Origin of the sequence: Caballeronia arvi (assembly GCF_001544695.2) — a bacterium.
GTDB classification, from domain to species: Bacteria; Pseudomonadota; Gammaproteobacteria; order Burkholderiales; family Burkholderiaceae; genus Caballeronia; species Caballeronia arvi.
On the sequence record NZ_FCOM02000010.1, the window covers coordinates 215,644 to 233,293 of the forward strand.

Below are 17,650 nucleotides of genomic sequence, written 5' to 3' on the forward strand. Positions count from 1 at the left end.
GTTTCAGCTCATGACCATCACGATGGCCTGACTCGGCGCGAGCACCGCGCCGACCATGTTGCCCTCGTTGTGCTGGGTCGGATCGGAGAGCCGCACGGCGGGCGCGCCTTCGAGCTTGACGGTGAGGCTGCCCATCATGAACTGGACCTTGCCCATCATCTTTCCCGACACCACACCGCCCGCGACGCCCGCCTCGTCGCCCGACGACAACGGAATCTCCGACGACTTCGTGAGCGCGGGCATGCCGCCGATCAGCACTTTGATCGTCGCGGGATTGCCCATCGGCGGCATGCCGATGTTCGGATACGGAATCGGAATCGGCGGCGCGGGGGGCGCGGGCGTCTTGCATACGTCGGGCATCGCCATGCACTGGCCGCCCGCTTTGGTCACTGCGAACATGTCGGCTCCTATCCGAGATCGATCTTGTCGGCGTCGATCTTCACCTGGCCCTCGGCCAGAATCGTCGCGTGGCGCGCGGACAGGTGCATGCGCTCTTCCACCTGCATGCGCACGCGGCCGGCGCGCGTTTCGTCGGCGTTGTCGATCCAGCGGACGCTGTCGCGCGCGCGCTGGATCAGGCGTCCGACCGTGCTCGTCATCTGCTGCGCGACCGTGCTGATCGTGCCGAAACCGGCGTGCACGTGCTGGATCGCCGCTTCCACGCGCTGAAATTTCATCTCGCCGCGCACGCCCGTCATCGCGATTTCGGCGGCGTGCATCGTCAGGCTGCGTTCGGCTTTCAGGTCGACGCTCGCGGCTTCGACGCGCAACGCGCCGTCGTCCGTGTGCAGGGAAACATCGCCCGGCAGCACGAGCGCCGCGCCCGAGCGCTGCGCGCGCGCGAGCACCGCGAGCACGTACGAAATCGCATTCGGCCCGCCCGCCGCGACGAGCACGGTGTCGCCGCATTCCGGCTCGATCAGGCAGCTTTCGGCGCGCAACGCACGCAGCGGCGCGCGGCCGGCGGCGTCGAAGAGAAACCAGCGATCGGCGCGGCCGGTGACGGTCGCATAGGCGAGGTCGATGGCCGGATCGTCGCCGGGACGGGCGATCGTGACGAGCGTGCGGTTCATGGCCGTGTTTCCTTGGATGTTGTTCATGTCAGATGCGCGGCTGCCATTGTTCGGCGCGCGCGAGAACGGGATCGGTGCGGCGCGCGCCATCGAACGATGCGCCGCTCAATTGCGCGCCCTGCTCGATCAGCGCGTGGAGATTCGAGCCGCCGAAGTCGACGCGCGTGCAATCGGCGGCGGTGAGATCGGCGTGCGAAAGATCGCAGAACGTGAAGCGCGCGGTCTTCAGCGACGCGCGCTGCCACGCGCTCGCCGTCAGCACCGACTGATTCCAGCCCGATTGATCGGCGCGCGCCGCCCCGAAGTTCGCTTCGCTCGCGTTGACCATTTCGCAGATCGCGCCGGTCAGATCCGCGCGCTCGAAACTCGCGTTCAGGAAAGCCGCGAACGTCGCGCGAACGCCGCGCAACGACGCGTCCTTCAATTGCGCGCCGATGAAACTCGTTCGATCGACCGCGACGCCGGACAGATCGGCCTTGCAGAGCGATGCGCCGTCGAGAATCGTCATCGCGAGATTGCAGGTGCGCAAATCCTGGCCGCTCAGGTCGCAGCCGCAAAGATAAGCCTGCGCCAGCGATGCGCCCGCGATACGCGCGGTCTTCAGGTCGGCGTCGATGGCGGTGAAGCGTTGCAGGTTCGCGCCGCTGAAATCGGTGTTGGCGTACAGGCAGCCGTGCGCGTCGGCGCGCTGGAAGCTCGCGTGCGCGAACGACGCGCCGCCGAAGTCGCAGCGATCGAACGCCGCGAACGCGCAATCCGCCTGACGCGCGCTCGCGCCGGTGAAGTCGACGTTGGAAAAGCGCGTCTTTTGCGCTTTCAGACCGTCGAGCTTCGCGCCCGCGAACGATACGTCCTGCAGATCGGCATCGGCGAAGTTGGCGCGTTCGAGATTCGCGCCTTCGAGCGCGACGTTTTGCAGCCGGCACCCGGCCCAGTCGATGTCCGGCAAATGTGCGCCGGACAGATCGGCGTCGGCGAGCACGCGGGTCGCGGCGAGCGTCGCGCGGGCGTCGTCGGCGCTCATGCGCGCGCGGTGGGCGGAAGTCGTCGTGCTCATAGGACGGGCGGCCTGAATTGAAGAATAGTGCGATCGATGTTCGAGCCTTCGAGACTCGCGATAGTCGGCTGCGTGCCGTCGAAATCGACGCCGTAGAGGTTCGCGTGACGCAGGCGCGTGCCCTTCAGGTTCGCCTGACGCAACGAGCCGGTGAACAGGTTGACGGCATCGAGATCGGCGCCGGCGAGGTCGGCCTTGTCGAAGCGCGCGCCCTTCGCCGACGATGCGCCGAAACGCGCCGCCTGAGCCTGTGCATGGCTGAAATCGGCATGATCGAGGACCGCGCGTTCGAAGTTCGCGCGACGAATCTGCACGCCATCCCACGCGGCGCGATTCAGGCGCGCGCGCGTGAAGCGGGCGTCGTCGAAAGACGTTTTCGCGTCGGCGCGGGCGTGGCTCAGGTCGGCGTCGGTGAAGTTCGTTTGTTGCGCCTGCGCGCCATAGAACTCCGCCTGCGCACAGGCCGACGCGGTGAAATCGCTGCCCGCGAGAACGCTGCCGCTGAAGCTCGCCGCGACGAGTTCCGCGCCGTTGAATTTTGCGCCGGTCAGGTCGGCATCGGTGAAACTGGCGCGCGTGGCGCGGCACGACGAGGCATCCATGCTGGCGAGCTTCGCCTGATCGAAGATCGCGCCGCGAAGATCAGCATTGCTCAATTTCGACGCCGAAAAGTCCGCGCCCGTGAAGTCGCCTTCGACGAGCTGCGCGCCGCGCAAGTCGGCTTTGGCGAACGTGCTCGCCGCCGCGCTCGACTTCGTGAACTGGGCGCGCTGCAAGTCGGCATCGCTGAAATCGGCGGCGGGCAGCAGTGCTTTCGAGAAGTTCGCGTCGGCGAGACGGCTGCCCGCGAACGACGTTTTGTCGAGAATCGCGCCGGAGAAATCCGCGCCGCTCAAATCGAGCTTCGACAAATCGACGCTGCTCAGATCGCAATTCGCGAGGCTTTCGCGTGCGGCGTGGCGTGCGATCACGTCGTCGCGCGTGAGCGGCATATGCGCCGGTGCGGCGGCCTCGATCTTCGGCTTGGCGAGGGATGGCGCTTCGAGCTTCGGCGCGGCCGGAATGACGAGCGCATCGAGCGGCAACAGCGCGAGCGCCGCCGATTCGCCCGCGACCGGCGCCGCCACTTCCACGCCCGGCTGCATGTACTGCAAAAGGTCAGCCTGGGTCAGGCCGTGCTGCTGAACTAGAGCGCGCGTCTGCGCGTTCAGATCGTCGATCATCGCGCCGACTTGGGCGAACGTGGGCGCGGGCGCTTCGGCGGGCGTCGACATGTATCTGGCGACATCCGCGTCGCTCAGTTTGTGCTGCGCCATCAGCGCGTGCGTCTGCGCGTTCAGTTCCTCGACCATCTTGCCGAGATCCGAAATCTTCGGCGCGGGTTCGGCGGGAAGATCGGCGGCCTTCATGTACGGCGCGATATCGGCGTCGCTGAGTCGATACTTTTGCATCAGCGCGCGCGTTTCGACGTCGAGATCGCCGGCGAGCGAATTCACCTGCGCGAGATGCGCGTCGATTTGCGCCGATTGTTCCGCCGCTGCCACCGCGCTCGCATCGACGACAGCGGGGACCGCAGCGGCTTGAGCCGGTGCGGGCGCGACAGGCGCGGCGGCCATGCTTTTCGCCTTCACCGCCGTCGCGATTTCAGCGCGAAACACGTCGCGATAATGCTCGAACGAAAGCGCCGCTGCGCTCATCGGTTCCCAGACGGCCTTGACGTGCAGCATGTCGCTCGCGTCGCTGTCGGTGGAACGCGCGAGCGCGCGGTACAGCACTATGCCGCATTCCAGCTCCGGAAAGAGCCACACGGTTTCGGCGCGCGTGTCGACTTCGCGCAGCGTGTCGCCTTCGGGCGTGCGCACGTTGACGAAGCAGCGCGCGCGCAGTCCCGGCAACGCGCCCTGCTGCGTGCGCTGGCGGGGATGCATGTTGTCGATCTCGAAACGCTCGTCGCCCGCAAAATAGCCCGGCAAGCGCTGATCCTGCGCCGCCGTCATGAACCATTCGGGTCGCGTGTCGTCCGGAAGATGCGGCCAGCCGCTCTTCAGCCAGCGATCGTCGCAGGTGCCGAGATGTTGCTGGCGCAAGGGCGCGGCGCTGTCGAAACCCCAGAAACCGGCGGGCGCGGCGCGATCGCCACGGCGCACGATGCGCGACGTCTCGCTCTCGACGTTCGGCAGCGGAAACACGTCTTTCGCAACTTCCGCAAAGCCCTTGCCGCGCGGGTTGTCGGCGCATTGCGCGCCGCCGAACGCCGTCGCCGGTTCGATCGGCATGCGCGCGTACGGCTTCGGCGCGCAAATGCGGCCGAGCGCGTCGAACTGCCGGTCGCCCGTGACGACGAGCGCTTTCGACAAGGCGCCGATCTTCATGCGCACGCGCTGTTCCGCGATCTGCGTGCCTTCGGGCGCGCAGGCCGCGCCGTAGACCTTGAATTCGCCCGCGGGCTTCGGATAGCCCTCGTCGAGAATCGCGTCCTTGCCGAGCGCCTGCATCACGAGCGGCCACATTTCGTGTTCGGGGATGAGCGCATCGGCGCCCGTCTTGCCGAAGCGGAAGCATGCCATCACGCCGATCGCGAGCGAATCGACGCGGGCGAGGCGCAGGCTGCGGTACAGCAGCGCCATGTCGGGCGGAGTGAGAATTTTCATCGCGTCATCCGAGGCGGATCACTTCGCCCGAAATGGCGATGGTCGGCGCATCCACGTTCACCTGCACCGCGGTGACCTCGACCTTGTTTTCCGCAGTCAACTGAATGCCCATGCCGTCCAGCACCAGGTCGCTCGAGCTGATGAGCGCGAGCATGTTCGTCGTGCTGAGCTCGATACTGGCGCTCTTCATCTGCATCGTGTCGGGCGCGGTCGTCAGCGTTGCACCATCCGAACCGATGCTCACGGCCGCTCCGCTGATGTCGACGCTCGTTTCGCCCTCGATCTCCACGGTGAGCGCTTCCACCGTGACGGCTGCATCGGTCTTGACCGCGACCAGCGATGCGCCGTTGACGTTGATCGTCGGCGCGTTCACTTCGACGAGCAACGGTGTGATCTGCACGTTATTGACCGGCGCGGGCGCCGGTGCCGCTACCTTCACCGACAGGTTGATGCCCGTGCTGTCCGCCTTGATCTCGCTCGTGTACGTGGCGGCGGCGTCGGCGGCGGCGAACGCTTTGGCGCCCGAGTAGAGCAGGCCGTGCGCGATCACGCCGCCGACCATGCCGCCCGCGACCATCGGAAACATGGTCTTGTAGCCGTCGCTGACCCACGGACCGATCTTGCCGGCGCCGCCGTTGTCGTCGTCTGCCTTGCCGAGCATGCCGGCCGCCGCGGCGGCCGTCGCCAGATTCGCCGCGACGTTGAACGCCGTCGCCAGCTGGATCTTCTTCTTGGCGGCATCGAACGCGACTTTCGCCGCCGGGTCCTGGCCGCCGCTGATCGTCACGCTGTCGGTGCCTTTCAGCTTGTTCTGTTCCTTGAGCGAAAGCGAATCGCCGTCGTGCAGCGAAATGCTCTGGCCTTTCTTCCACGACACGTCCGACGTCCACGCGAAGCTCGTGCTCGCCGCCATCGAAAACGTGGTGTTGACGGCCGCGCTCGCCGTGAAGCCCGCCCCGAGCGAAACCGTCGTGCTCGGTCCCGCCGAATACTTGTTGCTCGCACCGACGGTGATGCTTTCCGAACTGCCCGCCGTGCTGCTCCACAGGCTGCCGCCGCCTTGCGGATTGGTCGAGCCGATGCCGATCGAGCTGTTGTGAAACGGCGAATGCAGCCAGATGGCTTCCTTGCCCGCGCTGTCGCCGAGGTACAGATGATTGCCGCCCGCGGTCTTGATCTCGTTCGCGTGCGCGTTCGCCTGCGTGACGATATTCGCATTCTCCGAATTCGCCAAGCTGCCGACGATCACCGGCTGATCCGGATCGCCGTCGATGAACGACAGCAGCACTTCCGCGTCCTTGTGCAGCGGGAAATGCATGCCGTGGTCCGTGCCCGCGTAGGGCGTCGCCATGCGCAGCCGCGCCGAGCTCTTGTTCGCGTTCTTGTCGGTCTTGTCGAACGGCAACTGCACCTTGTACTGGCCGTACTCGTCGAGCTCGGCGTACTGGCCGTCGCCTTCGCTGTCGATGGTCGCGTTCATCGTGCCCGCGACGCGCGGCTTGGCCGTCACGCGCTCGGGGCGGAACTGCGTCGCGGCCGGAATCGCGCGGAAGCTGTTGCGATAGACGATCTCGCCGCCGCGCGCGCCGTCGCTGTACGGGCTCGACACGCCGTTGAGCAGCGCGCCCGCCTGCGAGCCTTCGTGATGCACTTCGGTCACGAGATAGCGGCCGTTGAAGTCATCGCGATAATGCTGCGCGAGCGTGAAGAAGTAGCCGCTGCGCAGGCCGAGCGCGGTGCCTTCGCCGGAATAGGCCTTGCCGCCGCAGACGAGTTCCTGCGCGCGCAGCTTCGCGTAGCGGTCGCCTTCCTGCTGATCGCGGAAGTTTTCGCCGTAGAGCATGACTTCGCCGATGCCGGAATCCGACACGGTCGCGCGCGCCTTCAACTGCACCGCCGCCTTGCGATAGTTGTAGTCCTGCAGCACGACTTCATGCGGGAGCGGCTTCTGACGGCACACGAAATTGCGCACCGAATCGGCGGCGAGCCCGGTGTCGAGCGAATCGTCGGGACGGTATGCGACCGGCAGCGACGCCGCATCGTGCATGATCTTGTCGTCGATCACGACGAGCTTGTCCACGCCCGTGCTGTGATCGAAGTAGTAATAGACGCCCTCCTTCTCCAGCCAGCGCGACACGAAGTCGAGATACGTCTCCTGATACTGGCAGACGAACGTGCGCGGCCGGTACGCGCCGGTCAGCCTGAACTCGTAGTCGGCGGAATTCAGGCGGCCGTTTTCGAGCACCGCGCGCACGGTGTCGGTGATCGGCCGCTCGTCGAGATAGACCTCGGAGATGCGAAAGAGCGACAGGCGCCACAGGCGCGGCACCAGCACGGCGCGATAGAACACGTAGCCATCCGCGCGATGCAGTTGCTCGAATTCCGCGAGGATGCCGTGATACGGCGCGCGAATGCCGCCTTCCGGGCCGTAGATCGTGAACGACGCGCGATGGCTCAGCATCGTGTCGAAATCGATCGACGCATCGTCCGAGACCAGCGTGAGGACGAAGCGGAACGGCTGCGAGATCGATTCGAAGCCCTCCATCTCGACGACCGCGAACTTGTCCGCGCCGAACGCTTCGGACGTGAAATCGAAGCGCTTGTTGGCGAGGATGCGGTCGGCCAGTGAGTTCATGCTGATTCTCCGTACGGGTGATGCCTGTTATGTTCGCGGCGCTCGGTCACCGCGCGATTTCAACTGCGTTACGTTTGAAACATCACGCCTGCGCGTTCGGGAACGACACGGCGAAATCGCCGCTCTCGTTGACGTCGAGCGCGACTTCCGGCAGCACCGCGCCTTCGCCCATGCGCGTGAGAATTTCCTGCGACATCAACGGCAGCACCGTGCCGCGCAGAATGAAATCGATATTGCGTGCGCCCGTCTCCACTTCCGTGCAGCGCGCGGCGATCTGCGCGACGACGGCGTCGGTGTAAGTGAAGCGCATCTTGTTGTTGTGCGCGACGCGCCGCACGATCTTGTCGAGCTTGAGGCGCACGATGCCCGCGAGCGCGTCGGTGGCGAGCGCGAAGTACGGAATCACGGTCATGCGCGCGAGCAGCGCGGGCTTGAAGTGATTCGACAGGATCGGCCTGACTGCTGACAGCAGCGTCGCCGCGTCGGGCTTGTCTTCGCCCGCGGTCATTTCGGTGATGACATCGGTCGCGAGGTTCGACGTCAGAAAGATCACCGTGTTCGAGAAGTCGATTTCCTTGCCCTCGCCGTCCGACAACATGCCCTTGTCGAACACCTGATAGAACAGGTTCATCACGTCGAGATGCGCCTTTTCCACTTCGTCGAGCAGCACGACCGAATACGGGCGCTGACGCACGGCTTCGGTCAGCACGCCGCCCTCGCCGTAGCCGACGTATCCCGGCGGCGAACCGATCAGGCGGCTCACGTTGTGCTTCTCCTGGAACTCGCTCATGTTGATGACGGTGGTCGACTTTTCATCGCCGAACAGAATGTCCGCCACCGACAGCGCCGTCTCCGTCTTGCCCACGCCCGACGGCCCCGCGAGCAGGAACACGCCCATCGGCTGATCCGGGTCCTTCAGGCCCGACTTCGCGGTCTTCAGCACTTCGGCGATCTGCTCCATCGCGTGGTCCTGGCCACGGATGCGCGCCTTCAGCGTGTCGGCCATGCGCATCACGCTTTGCGCCTGATCGCGCAGCATCTTGCCGGCCGGAATGCCGGTCCAGTCCGAGATCACGCGCGCGACCACGTCCGGATCGACGTCGATGTGAACCAGCGGCTGATCGCCCTGCGCGGCCTTGAACGCTTCAGCAGCGGCGGCGATTTCCTGCGACAGCGCTTGCAGCGTGTCTTCCGGCACGCCGCTCGACTTCGCTTCGTGACGCGCGGCGCGTGCATCGAGCAGAACGCGGGCAGCGTCGCGCTGCTTTTGCCAGAAGGCGCGCAAGTCTTCGGCTTGCGCTGCGAGCTTCGGCAGCTCTTCATCGATCTCGCGAAGACGCGCCAGATCGACGGGCTGCTGATTGTCCGCATCGCGTTCGAGGCCGTTCTTCTCGCGCTGCAACGCCTGAATGCGGCGCTCGGTGTTTTCGAGCACATCGGGCTTCGCGCTTTGCAGCACCTTGACGCGCGCGCACGCGGTATCGAGCAGATCGACGGCCTTGTCCGGCAACTGGCGGCCCATGATGTAACGGCTCGACAACTCCGCCGCCGCGACGATCGCGTCATCGCGCAGCACGACCTTGTGCACGTCCTCGTACTTCTCTTTCAGGCCCCGCAGGATCAGCACGGCGGTATCGAGATCGGGTTCGTCGAGCTTGACGAGCTGGAAGCGCCGCGCAAGCGCCGCGTCCTTTTCGAAGTACTTTTTGTACTCGGCCCATGTGGTCGCAGCGATCGTGCGCAGTTCGCCGCGCGCGAGCGCCGGCTTCAGCAGATTGGCCGCGTCCGACGTGCCCGCCTGACCGCCCGCGCCGATCAGCGTGTGCGCTTCGTCGATGAACAGAATGATCGGTTTCGCCGACGCCTTCACTTCGGTGATGACGCCCTTCAGCCGGTTCTCGAACTCGCCCTTCACGCTCGCGCCCGCTTGCAGCAGGCCCATGTCGAGGCCGAGGATCGTCACGTCTTTCAGCGAATCGGGCACGTCGCCTTCCACGACGCGCAGCGCCAGTCCTTCGACCACCGCCGTCTTGCCGACGCCCGGATCACCGACGCAGATCGGGTTGTTCTTGCGGCGGCGCGCGAGGATATCGACCATCTGGCGAATTTCGGCGTCGCGGCCGAACACCGGATCGAGCTTGCCGGCGCGCGCCTTCTCGGTGAAGTTCTCGCAGAAGCGCGCGATCGCGCTGCCGTCGCCGGTTGCGGGCGCGGAGGCATCGCTTTCGCCCTGGCCACCCGCGTCGCGCGTGACCGCTTCGACGGAGCCGCCGCAGACGGCATCGAACGAACGCAACAGCGTTTCGCGGTTCAACGCGCGCAGCGGTGCGGCGTATTCGCCGGTCGCGTAGTAGGTCGGGCGCGCGAGGAACGCGAGCAACACCGCGCCCGAACGGATGCGCGGCTCCTGCATGTCCACCGATGCGATCAGCCACGCGTCCTGCAGCAATTCGAGCAGCAGCGGCGAGAACGCGGGACGCCCCGCGTTGCCCGTCTTCATCTGTTCGAGCGAGAGGTTGATCGAACGCTGGACCAGCGCCGCTTCGACGTCCTGCTGTCGCAGGAGCAGCGCGATATCGGCCTGATGATCGTCGAACAGCTTGACGAGCATGTGTTCGACGGTGATTTCATAATGACCGCGCGATACGCACAGCCCGACGCCGTCTTCGAGCGCCTGTTTGCAGAAGCCGTTGAGGCGGCCCACGAGGGGCTTCAGTTCGACCAGCAGCATGTTTGTTTTCCTCTTAGTCTTTCCAGCAACGGCCAGCAAATGGTTAAAGAGCGTATTTGACGCAGGTCGGCGAAGCGGCTTCGCCGGGATTCAGCCACGTATCGAAACCGAGCCGCGACCACGCCCCGCGGCCCGTGCGCGCGGCGCCGGCTTCGTCGTGACGCAGTTCGAGTTCGACTTCCACGTCGAGCGGATCGGTCAGATAGAAGCGCGTGAAAAAGGACAGACGCGCATGCGCGCTTCCGCCCGGCAACATCTGATGGAAAAGCGTTTGCGGAATGTCGGCGAACTCGATGCGAATCGCGCCTTCGTAGTCGTCGATCTCGGAGCCGAGCCACGTGTCTTCACCGAGGCAACTCTGTTGTTGCCCGAGCTGCCAGCGTTGATCGCCTGGAATCGGCACCGCGCGCGGCACGCCGCACACGACCTTGACCTGCGCGGGCGCGAAGGCATCGGCGAGCAGCGTCTTCAGGCCGAGCGCGGAATGCGGACGCTGATTGAAAAGCCCTGCATAGCGCAGCAGTTCGGCGCTGCCCGGCAACAGACCGACGCGCAGATCCGGATCGTGCAGCCCGACGAACGCATACAGCTGATTGAGCGACGCCTCCTGCCGGTCCTCGACGATGCGCTGCTCGACGCGGTATTTCGCCCACGCATCGAAGAGCAGCGGATACATCGCGTAATGCACGATGTCCAGAAAATCGCGCGTGACGTGATGGCCTTCGCGCTCTTCTTCGAACAGGTCTTCGGTGTAATACGTCGGCAGCGGCGACGCCACGCCGTACAGCCCGAAGAAGTTCGCCGTGATGCGATAGCCGCCTTCCGCCGTTTCCTCGATACGGTCGATATCGTTCTCGGGAAACCCGAGCCCGAGCCGCGGCCGCACCCGCAGGTTCTCCTGATTCAGCCCCGTGTGCCGGTCGTAGAGACGCAGCAGGCGGATCGCCTGGAAGTAGGAGTACTTCTCACCGTTGGTGAGAAGCAGCGCCTTTACAGCATCGGTTGTTGCCCGAGTCTCGGCGGCCATTTGAATACGGTTCCGGAAAGCGTGTCTTCGAGCTCGACACGCGTATAGGAATTGATGCCGGCGTAATCGCCGAGGAAGCGTTCGAGCATGCAGCCGAACAGATACAGATCGCCGATTCCGGCGTAATGGTCCTCACGGCAACGGATGCGGATCGACTGGCCGCGCTGCATGCCGCCGCGCCCGACGAGACGCGTCTCGCGCGTGGCCGTCACATCGACGATGCCTTCGATCCGGCGCCGGTTCGACAGCTCCTGCCCTTGCCGCCCGTTGAAGACGTAGAGGCCGAGCAGCTTGCGCAGGTTGTCCGCGTTCGCGAGCGACAGCAGATTCAGCGACACATGCGAGAGCAGGCACCACAGCAGTTCCTCGCCCGCTGGCGGGTCCTGCGCGGGCGTGATCGCGCGGATATTGGTGAAGCTCATCTGATCGGGTGACGTGCTCGTCGGCACGTTGATATCGCCCGGTTTCAGGCCTTCGGGCAACGCGCGGTTCGTGCAGGTGACGCGAATCGAGAGCGTCTCCGGCAGCGGCGTTTCCGAGGGCGGATAGTTGAGCGACAGATACACGTCGCTGCCGCGCTCGACATTCGCGCTCTTCAGCGTCGTGCGATAGCTGAGCTGCGCGCCGCGTCCGTCGTGGCGGAACATCGAGAACGGCTGATAGACGCGTTCCTGCGCGCGGCCTTGCTGATAGCCGAGCACCTGATCGACGGAATAAATCTGGTAATGACGACGATCGCGGCCTTCGGGATTCACACGATATTCGGTCGCGCGATGATCGTGCGTGATCGGATCGGCGACATGGGCGAACACGTTGATCGCCGGCACGACGTTGAGCATGAAGCTGTCGCCGGTGATGTCGGGCATCCAGTCGTGCAGCGCATCGAGCGTCATCACGATGCTGAAGCTCGTGCCTTTCGCATTCGCGGTCCAGCGCTTCAACCCGGCGATATCGACGAACAGGAACTTCTCCGGCTGCGTGAAGAATTCCTGGATCGTGCGGTAGCCGCTGAGCGCGTGGCTCGGATAGCTGAGCAGATCGGCGTCGAAACCGCTCGCGCGCAGGTTCTTCGCGCCGAGAGAAAGACGTTCGCCGCCGCCGCTGGAAATACGCACGTCGGTGACGTGGTTCATCAACAGCAACAGCAGCTTCGATGCATCGACATGACCGCCGCTCAGGAACAGGCGGATCGAGTCGCCGTTCCATTGCGCGATGTTGAGACCGCCTTCCATCTCGAAGTCGATCATCAGCACGGGCGCCGCGCCCGCGTGACTCAGCAGGTTCACTTCGGCGATGCGCAGCGGCTCGACATCGAGATCGCACGTGGTGCGAAAACGGCACGACGTGCCGTCCACCGGCACCGAGGCGAGTTCGGTGCCCGCGGCCACGCGCGGCGTCTGCGCACGCGGACCTTTCGCGGCGAAGCTGACGAGCGTCGATGCCGGCACCGGACGCAGATAATGCGGAAACAGCAGATTGGTGAGTTCCTGAACGAACTCGGGCAACTGGTCGTCGAGCTTCTGGCGCGTGAGGCCCGTGAGAAATGCGACGCCTTCGAGCAGGCGCTCGACATCCGGGTCGGCGGACGTGCCCGAAAGCATCGGCGCGATCGCCGGATTCGCGCGCGCGAACTCGGATGCCAGGCCTTTCAGCTTGTTCAGCTCATCCTGATAGTATCGATTGAACATGCGTGAGCAAGGTTGACAGCGTGATTTCAGCCGACGCTGACGCGGCCATTCGCGCCCACGGTCGTCGATATGCGCAACGGAATTTCGCGGTCGTCCACTTCGAGCGAGCCTTCGAGCGAGAAGCGGATCGCCAGCACGTCGGTCTCCTCGCGATTGAGCGTCACGCGCGGCGACTTGATGCGCGGCTCGTAGCGCACGACCATGCGACGGATCTCCTCTTCGATCTCGCGCGTGGAACCCATCGCGGTGGTGCCGGCAAGGTTCGTGAAATCGGGCACCCCGAACTGCGGGTCGATCTGCACGCTGCCTTGCCGGGTGTTGAGCAGGCGGCTCAGGTGGCTCATCACCGAGTTGACGAGAACATCCACCTGCGTCTCGTTGGTGCGCGCTTCACCCGCACCCCATCTCGCGATTCGCTCCAGCAGCCGACGCTCTCTCACCTTGGCACCTGCTTACCGATGATTTAGGACTTCGGCGCGAGCCACGAATCTTCGGCTTCGATGCCATCCGGATCGAAGGTCCACGTGATCTTCTCGTACGTGAACGAGATATCTTCCATGTGACCCATCTGCTTGTTTTCCGGCGACAGGCAGTTCGGCGTCCACGACTTCATGTTGGTCAGGATCGCGTTCGACAGCTTCACCGTGTAGTACTTCTCTTCCGTGCCCTTCGGCGAGATGCGGTAGAACTCGAGCGTGACGTTCTTCATCTGTTCGCCCGACGTCAGCGCCTGGAACAGCTTCGGCGACGACTTGTCGATTTCCTTGGTCAGCGTCATCGGCAGATGGACGCGCTTGCCGGTCGGCAGACCCGTTTGCGGGCTCTTCGGAATTTCGATGGTGTGATCGACGGCCTGGACGAGAATCTTTCCTTCGTGACCCTGAACCTTGGTCGAGCCTTCGATCTTGCCTTGGTTCTGGCCTTCGAGAGTGAGGTAGCACGGCATCGGCATGATAAGTCCCTTCGTATCTGGTTTCGGTTGTTGTCCGGAGCTTTGCCCCGGCTGTTTTGCTCAGCGCTTCGTTGCGTGCTGCGCATGTTTCACATATTGCAGACGGCCCGTTACCGGCCCGTTTCAGTTCTTCCGCGCTGCGTTACAGATGAAACACGCGCCGCCTTACCGCTATCTGCTGCTTACTTCTTGTCCAGCTTGCCGACGAGGGACAACGTGAACGACGCGCCCATGTACTTGAAGTGCGGGCGCACCTTCAGATCCACGCGATACCAGCCCGGATCGCCTTCGACATCGGCCACGACGATTTCCGCCTGACGCAGCGGACGGCGGCTGCGCACGCCTTCTGCGGGGTTGTCCATGTCCGCGACGTATTGGCGAATCCAGGTGTTGAGCTCGCTTTCGAGATCGACGCGCTCTTTCCACGTGCCGATGTTCTCGCGCTGGATCACCTTGATGTAATGCGCGAGACGGCTCACGACGAACATGTACGGCAGTTGCGTGCTGAGCTTGTAGTTGAGCTCGGCTTCCTTGCCTTCCTTCGTATTGCCGAAGAACTTCGGCTTCTGCGACGAGTTCGCCGAGAAGAAGGCCGCGTTGTCGCTGTTCTTGCGCATCGTCAGCGCGATGAAACCCTGCTCCGCAAGCTCGAACTCGCGGCGCTCGGAGATGAGCACCTCGGTCGGGATCTTGTTTTGCAGCTCGCCCATCGATTCATACGTGTACACCGGCAGATCGCCGACCGTGCCGCCGCCTTGCGGCCCGATCACGTTGGCGCACCAGCGGTAATCGGCGAAGCTCGCGGTCAGGCGCGAAGCGAACGCGAAAGCCGCGTTGCCCCACAGGAACTGGCTGTTGCCGCCCGAGACGTCTTCCTTGTAGTTGAACTTCTTGGCTGGCACCGTATCCGCGCCGTAGGGCACGCGCAGCAGGAAGTGCGGCAGCGTGAGGCCGACGTAGCGCGCATCTTCCGACTCGCGGAACGCGTTCCACTTGACGAACTGCGGACCTTCGAAGATCGACGACAGGTCTTTCAGGTTCGGCAACTGGTCGTAGGTATCGACGCCGAAGAAGTGCGGGCCCGCCGCCGCGATGAACGGCGCGTGGCTCATCGCCGAGACGCTCGCGACGTTCTGCAGCAGCTTCACGTCCTGCGTGCCTGGACCGAACTCGTAGTTCGCGACGATCGCGCCGAACGGCTGGCCGCCGAACTGGCCGTATTCCGCCGTGTAGAGATTCTTGTAGAGACCGGACTTGGTGATGTCCGCTGCGTCTTCGAAGTCTTCGAGCAGCTTGCCCTTGCTCACGCTCAGAAGCTGAATCTTGACGTTCTCGCGGAAATTCGTGCGATCCACGAGGAACTTGAGCGAACGCCATGCCGATTCCATCTTCTGGAAATCGTCGTGATGCAGGATTGCGTCGACCTGCGCGCACAGCTTCTGATCGAGGTCGGCGATCATGCTGTCGACCGTTGCCTGCGTGATGCGCTCAACGGCGTTCTGCGGTTCCAGCAGTTGCGAAATGAACGCCTGAATGCCTTGACGCGTGATCGAATACGCTTCGTCGCCCGGCTTGATGCGCGCCGACTCGATCAGCGAGTCGAGCAGCGAAAGATTTGCATCGGCTTCGGGTGCGGCGGTCGCTGCCTGTTGCTTTTCCATGTCGCTCATATCACTTTTCCTCGATGCCGAGTTCGCTCATCAGACGCGCGCGCACGCCTTCGTCTTCGATGAGTTCCTGAACGCGCTTGCGGAAATCCGGAATGTTGCCGAGCGGACCCTTGAGCGCCTTGAGCGCGTCGCGCAGCGCGATCATCTGGCGCAACTCGGGTACTTTCTCGACGATTGCGTCGGGCGAGAAATCATCGATGGACTCGAACTTCAGGTTCATCGCGATCTGTGCTTCCGGATCGGCGTTCGCTTCGAGGCGGTTCGGCACCGCGAGATCGAGCGACAGCTTTTGCCCTTTGAGCACTTCGTTGAAGTTGTCCTTGTCGACGTTGACCGGCTTCATTTCTTCGATCGGCGTATCGTCGTTGCGCAAGGTGAAGTCGCCGAGTACGAGCAATTTCAGCGGCAGTTCGACTTCCGCCTTGGCATCTCCGGTGGCCGGACGATACACAATATTGACCCGCTCCTTAGGAGCGACTGAACCGTCAGATGCCATGCCTACCCCCTAACCCAAAACCAAGAGTGTTGATAAAAAGATCAGCCCGTTTCAGAGAACGTCGCAGCATGGCGTGACTTCGCACGATCGTGCGCGAATGGCGTCACGTCGAATGTCAACGCATGCTGCTGGCGACACGGAACGATCTCACGCCGTATCGGCGGTCATTGCCGCAAAGAGAACCGGGTTCCGGGCTCTGTTCGTGCGTTAGGCGCGCGGACCCCGTGATACGCTGACTTTCCTGTCGCTGTGGGCTTTAACGACCGCGTTTTGGAATTCTTGAAGGCACGCGTGTGCGGATAGCTAAGCTTTTTTCCGTTCGTGCCGTTACAGCGACATCGCCATTGCGTGAGAGACCATTGTGGCAAACCAGTATGAAGTCCAGGGCGATGTGCTCATCGTGAGCCTCGAAGGCGCGTTGAACAGCATGAACGCGGCGCAGGTGGAGGCGGAAATCCAGCGCCGTCTCGATCAGGGCACGAACCAGTTGTTGTTCGATCTGGGCGCGCTCGGCTATATCTCCAGCGCGGGCTTGCGCGTCGTCCTGATCGCGGCGAAGCGCCTCAAACAATCCGCGGGACGGCTCGTCCTTTGCGGCATGCACGACCAGATCCGCGAAGCATTCGAAATCAGCGGATTTCTCAACATCCTCAATGTCGCCGAGACGCGGGCGTCCGCGCTCGAGCGTTTCAACGAAGTCGCCTGATCGGTCTGTTTCATTCGTAACTTGCGCACGTTTTTCTGAAACGCGGCGGTAACGGCGCGTGCGCAGAATTCATCCCATGCGCAGAACGAACTGTGCCAAACAACCGGAGAACACAATCATGCCGATGCCGTGCTACCTCTCGCTCGAAGGCCAGAACCAAGGCAAGATCGAAGGCTCGACCAAGGTTCAGGGTCATGAAGGAAAGATCCTCGTTCAGGCTGTCGATCACACCATCGAAATTCCGAAGAGCCCGCAGACGGGTCTGCCGACCGGCAAGCGCGTGCATCAGGCGATGACGCTGACCAAGGAAATCGACAAGTCGTCGCCGAAGTTGTTTCAGGCGTTGACTTCTGGTGAACAGATGAAGGATGTGACGCTGGAGTTCTATCGCATCTCGCCGAAGGGCACGGAAGAGAAGTACTACACCGTGAAGCTGTCGAACGCGATTCTGACCAATATGCAGTCCTGGACACCGAATTGTTTGTCGCCGGAGAACAAACAGATGGGGCATATGGAGGATGTGTCGTTCACGTACGAGAAGATTACTTGGACGTATGAGCCGGATGGGATCGAGGCTGAGGATTCTTGGTTGGCGCCGAAGTCGTGATGGGTTGCTTGAGTTGAGAGAGGCCGCCTTGCTAGGTTGTTGGTGAGGCGGTTTTTTTGTGTTCGCGGATGGCGGGGACGGACAGTCCCGCCGGTTGTTGCCGCTTGCGTTTTCCATTAGGCTTGTCAGTCGAACGGTCGGTGCGCTCTCAAAGGCGCTCGATGGGCCCATCCGGATTCTCGGCCTTGCTGACGCTATCAAATCACTCGACAGATGTATCCTCGCCACCGAGCGAGAACAGTGCCAATCGCAGGGCTGTTCTCCGCAATGATGTCCGCTATCGTTAAGGGTTATTCGATGCCTGCCATCGATCACAGGAATGTGACGGTGCCGCTGCGCGTGTTGGCAGGCGTCGAA

At 63.4% G+C, this 17,650-nt stretch carries 14 protein-coding genes; 2 read left to right on the forward strand and 12 right to left on the reverse strand.

What is annotated here, in order from left to right; all coding sequences use genetic code 11:
- Window positions 1-3: 3 nt before the first annotated feature.
- The 12 genes from AWB74_RS14935 to tssB form a co-directional block, all read right to left on the reverse strand.
- Entirely contained in the window at window positions 4-399 is a 396-nt protein-coding gene (locus tag AWB74_RS14935) for a DUF4150 domain-containing protein (RefSeq protein WP_061147512.1), read from the reverse strand.
- Window positions 400-407: 8 nt separating this feature from the next.
- Window positions 408-1,073: a DUF3540 domain-containing protein gene (locus AWB74_RS14940; protein ID WP_235024580.1), complete on the reverse strand. Its 666-nt coding sequence runs from the start codon at window positions 1,071-1,073 to the stop codon at window positions 408-410.
- A 28-nt stretch (window positions 1,074-1,101) separates the two neighbouring features.
- Complete coding sequence (locus AWB74_RS14945; RefSeq protein ID WP_235024581.1) at window positions 1,102-2,130, reverse strand: pentapeptide repeat-containing protein; 1,029 nt, start codon at window positions 2,128-2,130, stop codon at window positions 1,102-1,104.
- A complete protein-coding gene (locus AWB74_RS14950) occupies window positions 2,127-4,781 on the reverse strand; it encodes a DUF2169 family type VI secretion system accessory protein (protein WP_061147513.1) in 2,655 nt (884 codons plus the stop codon). Before AWB74_RS14950 ends, AWB74_RS14945 begins: the two co-directional genes overlap by 4 nt.
- Before the next feature lie 4 nt (window positions 4,782-4,785).
- Window positions 4,786-7,416 (reverse strand): type VI secretion system Vgr family protein, encoded by a 2,631-nt coding sequence (locus tag AWB74_RS14955; RefSeq protein ID WP_061147514.1) that lies wholly within the window; start codon window positions 7,414-7,416, stop codon window positions 4,786-4,788.
- Between the two features lie 82 nt (window positions 7,417-7,498).
- Entirely contained in the window at window positions 7,499-10,147 is a 2,649-nt protein-coding gene (tssH, locus tag AWB74_RS14960) for a type VI secretion system ATPase TssH (RefSeq protein WP_061147515.1), read from the reverse strand.
- A 43-nt stretch (window positions 10,148-10,190) separates the two neighbouring features.
- Window positions 10,191-11,174: a type VI secretion system baseplate subunit TssG gene (gene tssG, locus AWB74_RS14965; RefSeq protein WP_061147516.1), complete on the reverse strand. Its 984-nt coding sequence runs from the start codon at window positions 11,172-11,174 to the stop codon at window positions 10,191-10,193.
- Entirely contained in the window at window positions 11,138-12,862 is a 1,725-nt protein-coding gene (gene tssF / locus AWB74_RS14970; RefSeq protein WP_061147517.1) for a type VI secretion system baseplate subunit TssF, read from the reverse strand. The genes tssG and tssF overlap by 37 nt, the downstream gene beginning before the upstream one ends.
- 26 nt (window positions 12,863-12,888) lie before the next feature.
- Window positions 12,889-13,302 carry a type VI secretion system baseplate subunit TssE gene (tssE, locus tag AWB74_RS14975; RefSeq protein ID WP_061147518.1) on the reverse strand — a complete coding sequence of 138 codons (414 nt, stop codon included), beginning with the start codon at window positions 13,300-13,302 and terminating at the stop codon, window positions 12,889-12,891.
- Between the two features lie 23 nt (window positions 13,303-13,325).
- Window positions 13,326-13,814: an Hcp family type VI secretion system effector gene (locus AWB74_RS14980; RefSeq protein ID WP_014192977.1), complete on the reverse strand. Its 489-nt coding sequence runs from the start codon at window positions 13,812-13,814 to the stop codon at window positions 13,326-13,328.
- A gap of 182 nt (window positions 13,815-13,996) precedes the next feature.
- Entirely contained in the window at window positions 13,997-15,484 is a 1,488-nt protein-coding gene (gene tssC / locus AWB74_RS14985) for a type VI secretion system contractile sheath large subunit (RefSeq protein WP_061147519.1), read from the reverse strand.
- Window position 15,485: 1 nt separating this feature from the next.
- A complete protein-coding gene (gene tssB / locus AWB74_RS14990; RefSeq protein ID WP_061147520.1) occupies window positions 15,486-15,980 on the reverse strand; it encodes a type VI secretion system contractile sheath small subunit in 495 nt (164 codons plus the stop codon).
- A gap of 361 nt (window positions 15,981-16,341) precedes the next feature.
- Between tssB and AWB74_RS14995 the strand changes: the two genes are divergently transcribed.
- Both AWB74_RS14995 and AWB74_RS15000 read left to right on the forward strand, forming a co-directional pair.
- On the forward strand, window positions 16,342-16,686 hold the full coding sequence (locus tag AWB74_RS14995; RefSeq protein ID WP_061147521.1) for an STAS domain-containing protein: 345 nt from the start codon (window positions 16,342-16,344) through the stop codon (window positions 16,684-16,686).
- 118 nt (window positions 16,687-16,804) lie between these two features.
- Complete coding sequence (locus tag AWB74_RS15000; protein ID WP_014192973.1) at window positions 16,805-17,293, forward strand: Hcp family type VI secretion system effector; 489 nt, start codon at window positions 16,805-16,807, stop codon at window positions 17,291-17,293.
- Window positions 17,294-17,650 lie beyond the last annotated feature (357 nt).

What these genes read in the sequence shown, in the direction of transcription:
- AWB74_RS14935 (WP_061147512.1), bottom strand. Translation starts at nt 399, where the DNA reads ATGTTCGCAGTGACCAAAGCGGGCGGCCAGTGCATGGCGATGCCCGAC.
- AWB74_RS14940 (WP_235024580.1), bottom strand. Translation starts at nt 1,073, where the DNA reads ATGAACCGCACGCTCGTCACGATCGCCCGTCCCGGCGACGATCCGGCC.
- AWB74_RS14945 (WP_235024581.1), bottom strand. Translation starts at nt 2,130, where the DNA reads ATGAGCACGACGACTTCCGCCCACCGCGCGCGCATGAGCGCCGACGAC.
- AWB74_RS14950 (WP_061147513.1), bottom strand. Translation starts at nt 4,781, where the DNA reads ATGAAAATTCTCACTCCGCCCGACATGGCGCTGCTGTACCGCAGCCTG.
- AWB74_RS14955 (WP_061147514.1), bottom strand. Translation starts at nt 7,416, where the DNA reads ATGAACTCACTGGCCGACCGCATCCTCGCCAACAAGCGCTTCGATTTC.
- tssH (WP_061147515.1), bottom strand. Translation starts at nt 10,147, where the DNA reads ATGCTGCTGGTCGAACTGAAGCCCCTCGTGGGCCGCCTCAACGGCTTC.
- tssG (WP_061147516.1), bottom strand. Translation starts at nt 11,174, where the DNA reads ATGGCCGCCGAGACTCGGGCAACAACCGATGCTGTAAAGGCGCTGCTT.
- tssF (WP_061147517.1), bottom strand. Translation starts at nt 12,862, where the DNA reads ATGTTCAATCGATACTATCAGGATGAGCTGAACAAGCTGAAAGGCCTG.
- AWB74_RS14980 (WP_014192977.1), bottom strand. Translation starts at nt 13,814, where the DNA reads ATGCCGATGCCGTGCTACCTCACTCTCGAAGGCCAGAACCAAGGCAAG.
- tssC (WP_061147519.1), bottom strand. Translation starts at nt 15,484, where the DNA reads ATGAGCGACATGGAAAAGCAACAGGCAGCGACCGCCGCACCCGAAGCC.
- tssB (WP_061147520.1), bottom strand. Translation starts at nt 15,980, where the DNA reads ATGGCATCTGACGGTTCAGTCGCTCCTAAGGAGCGGGTCAATATTGTG.
- AWB74_RS15000 (WP_014192973.1), top strand. Translation starts at nt 16,805, where the DNA reads ATGCCGATGCCGTGCTACCTCTCGCTCGAAGGCCAGAACCAAGGCAAG.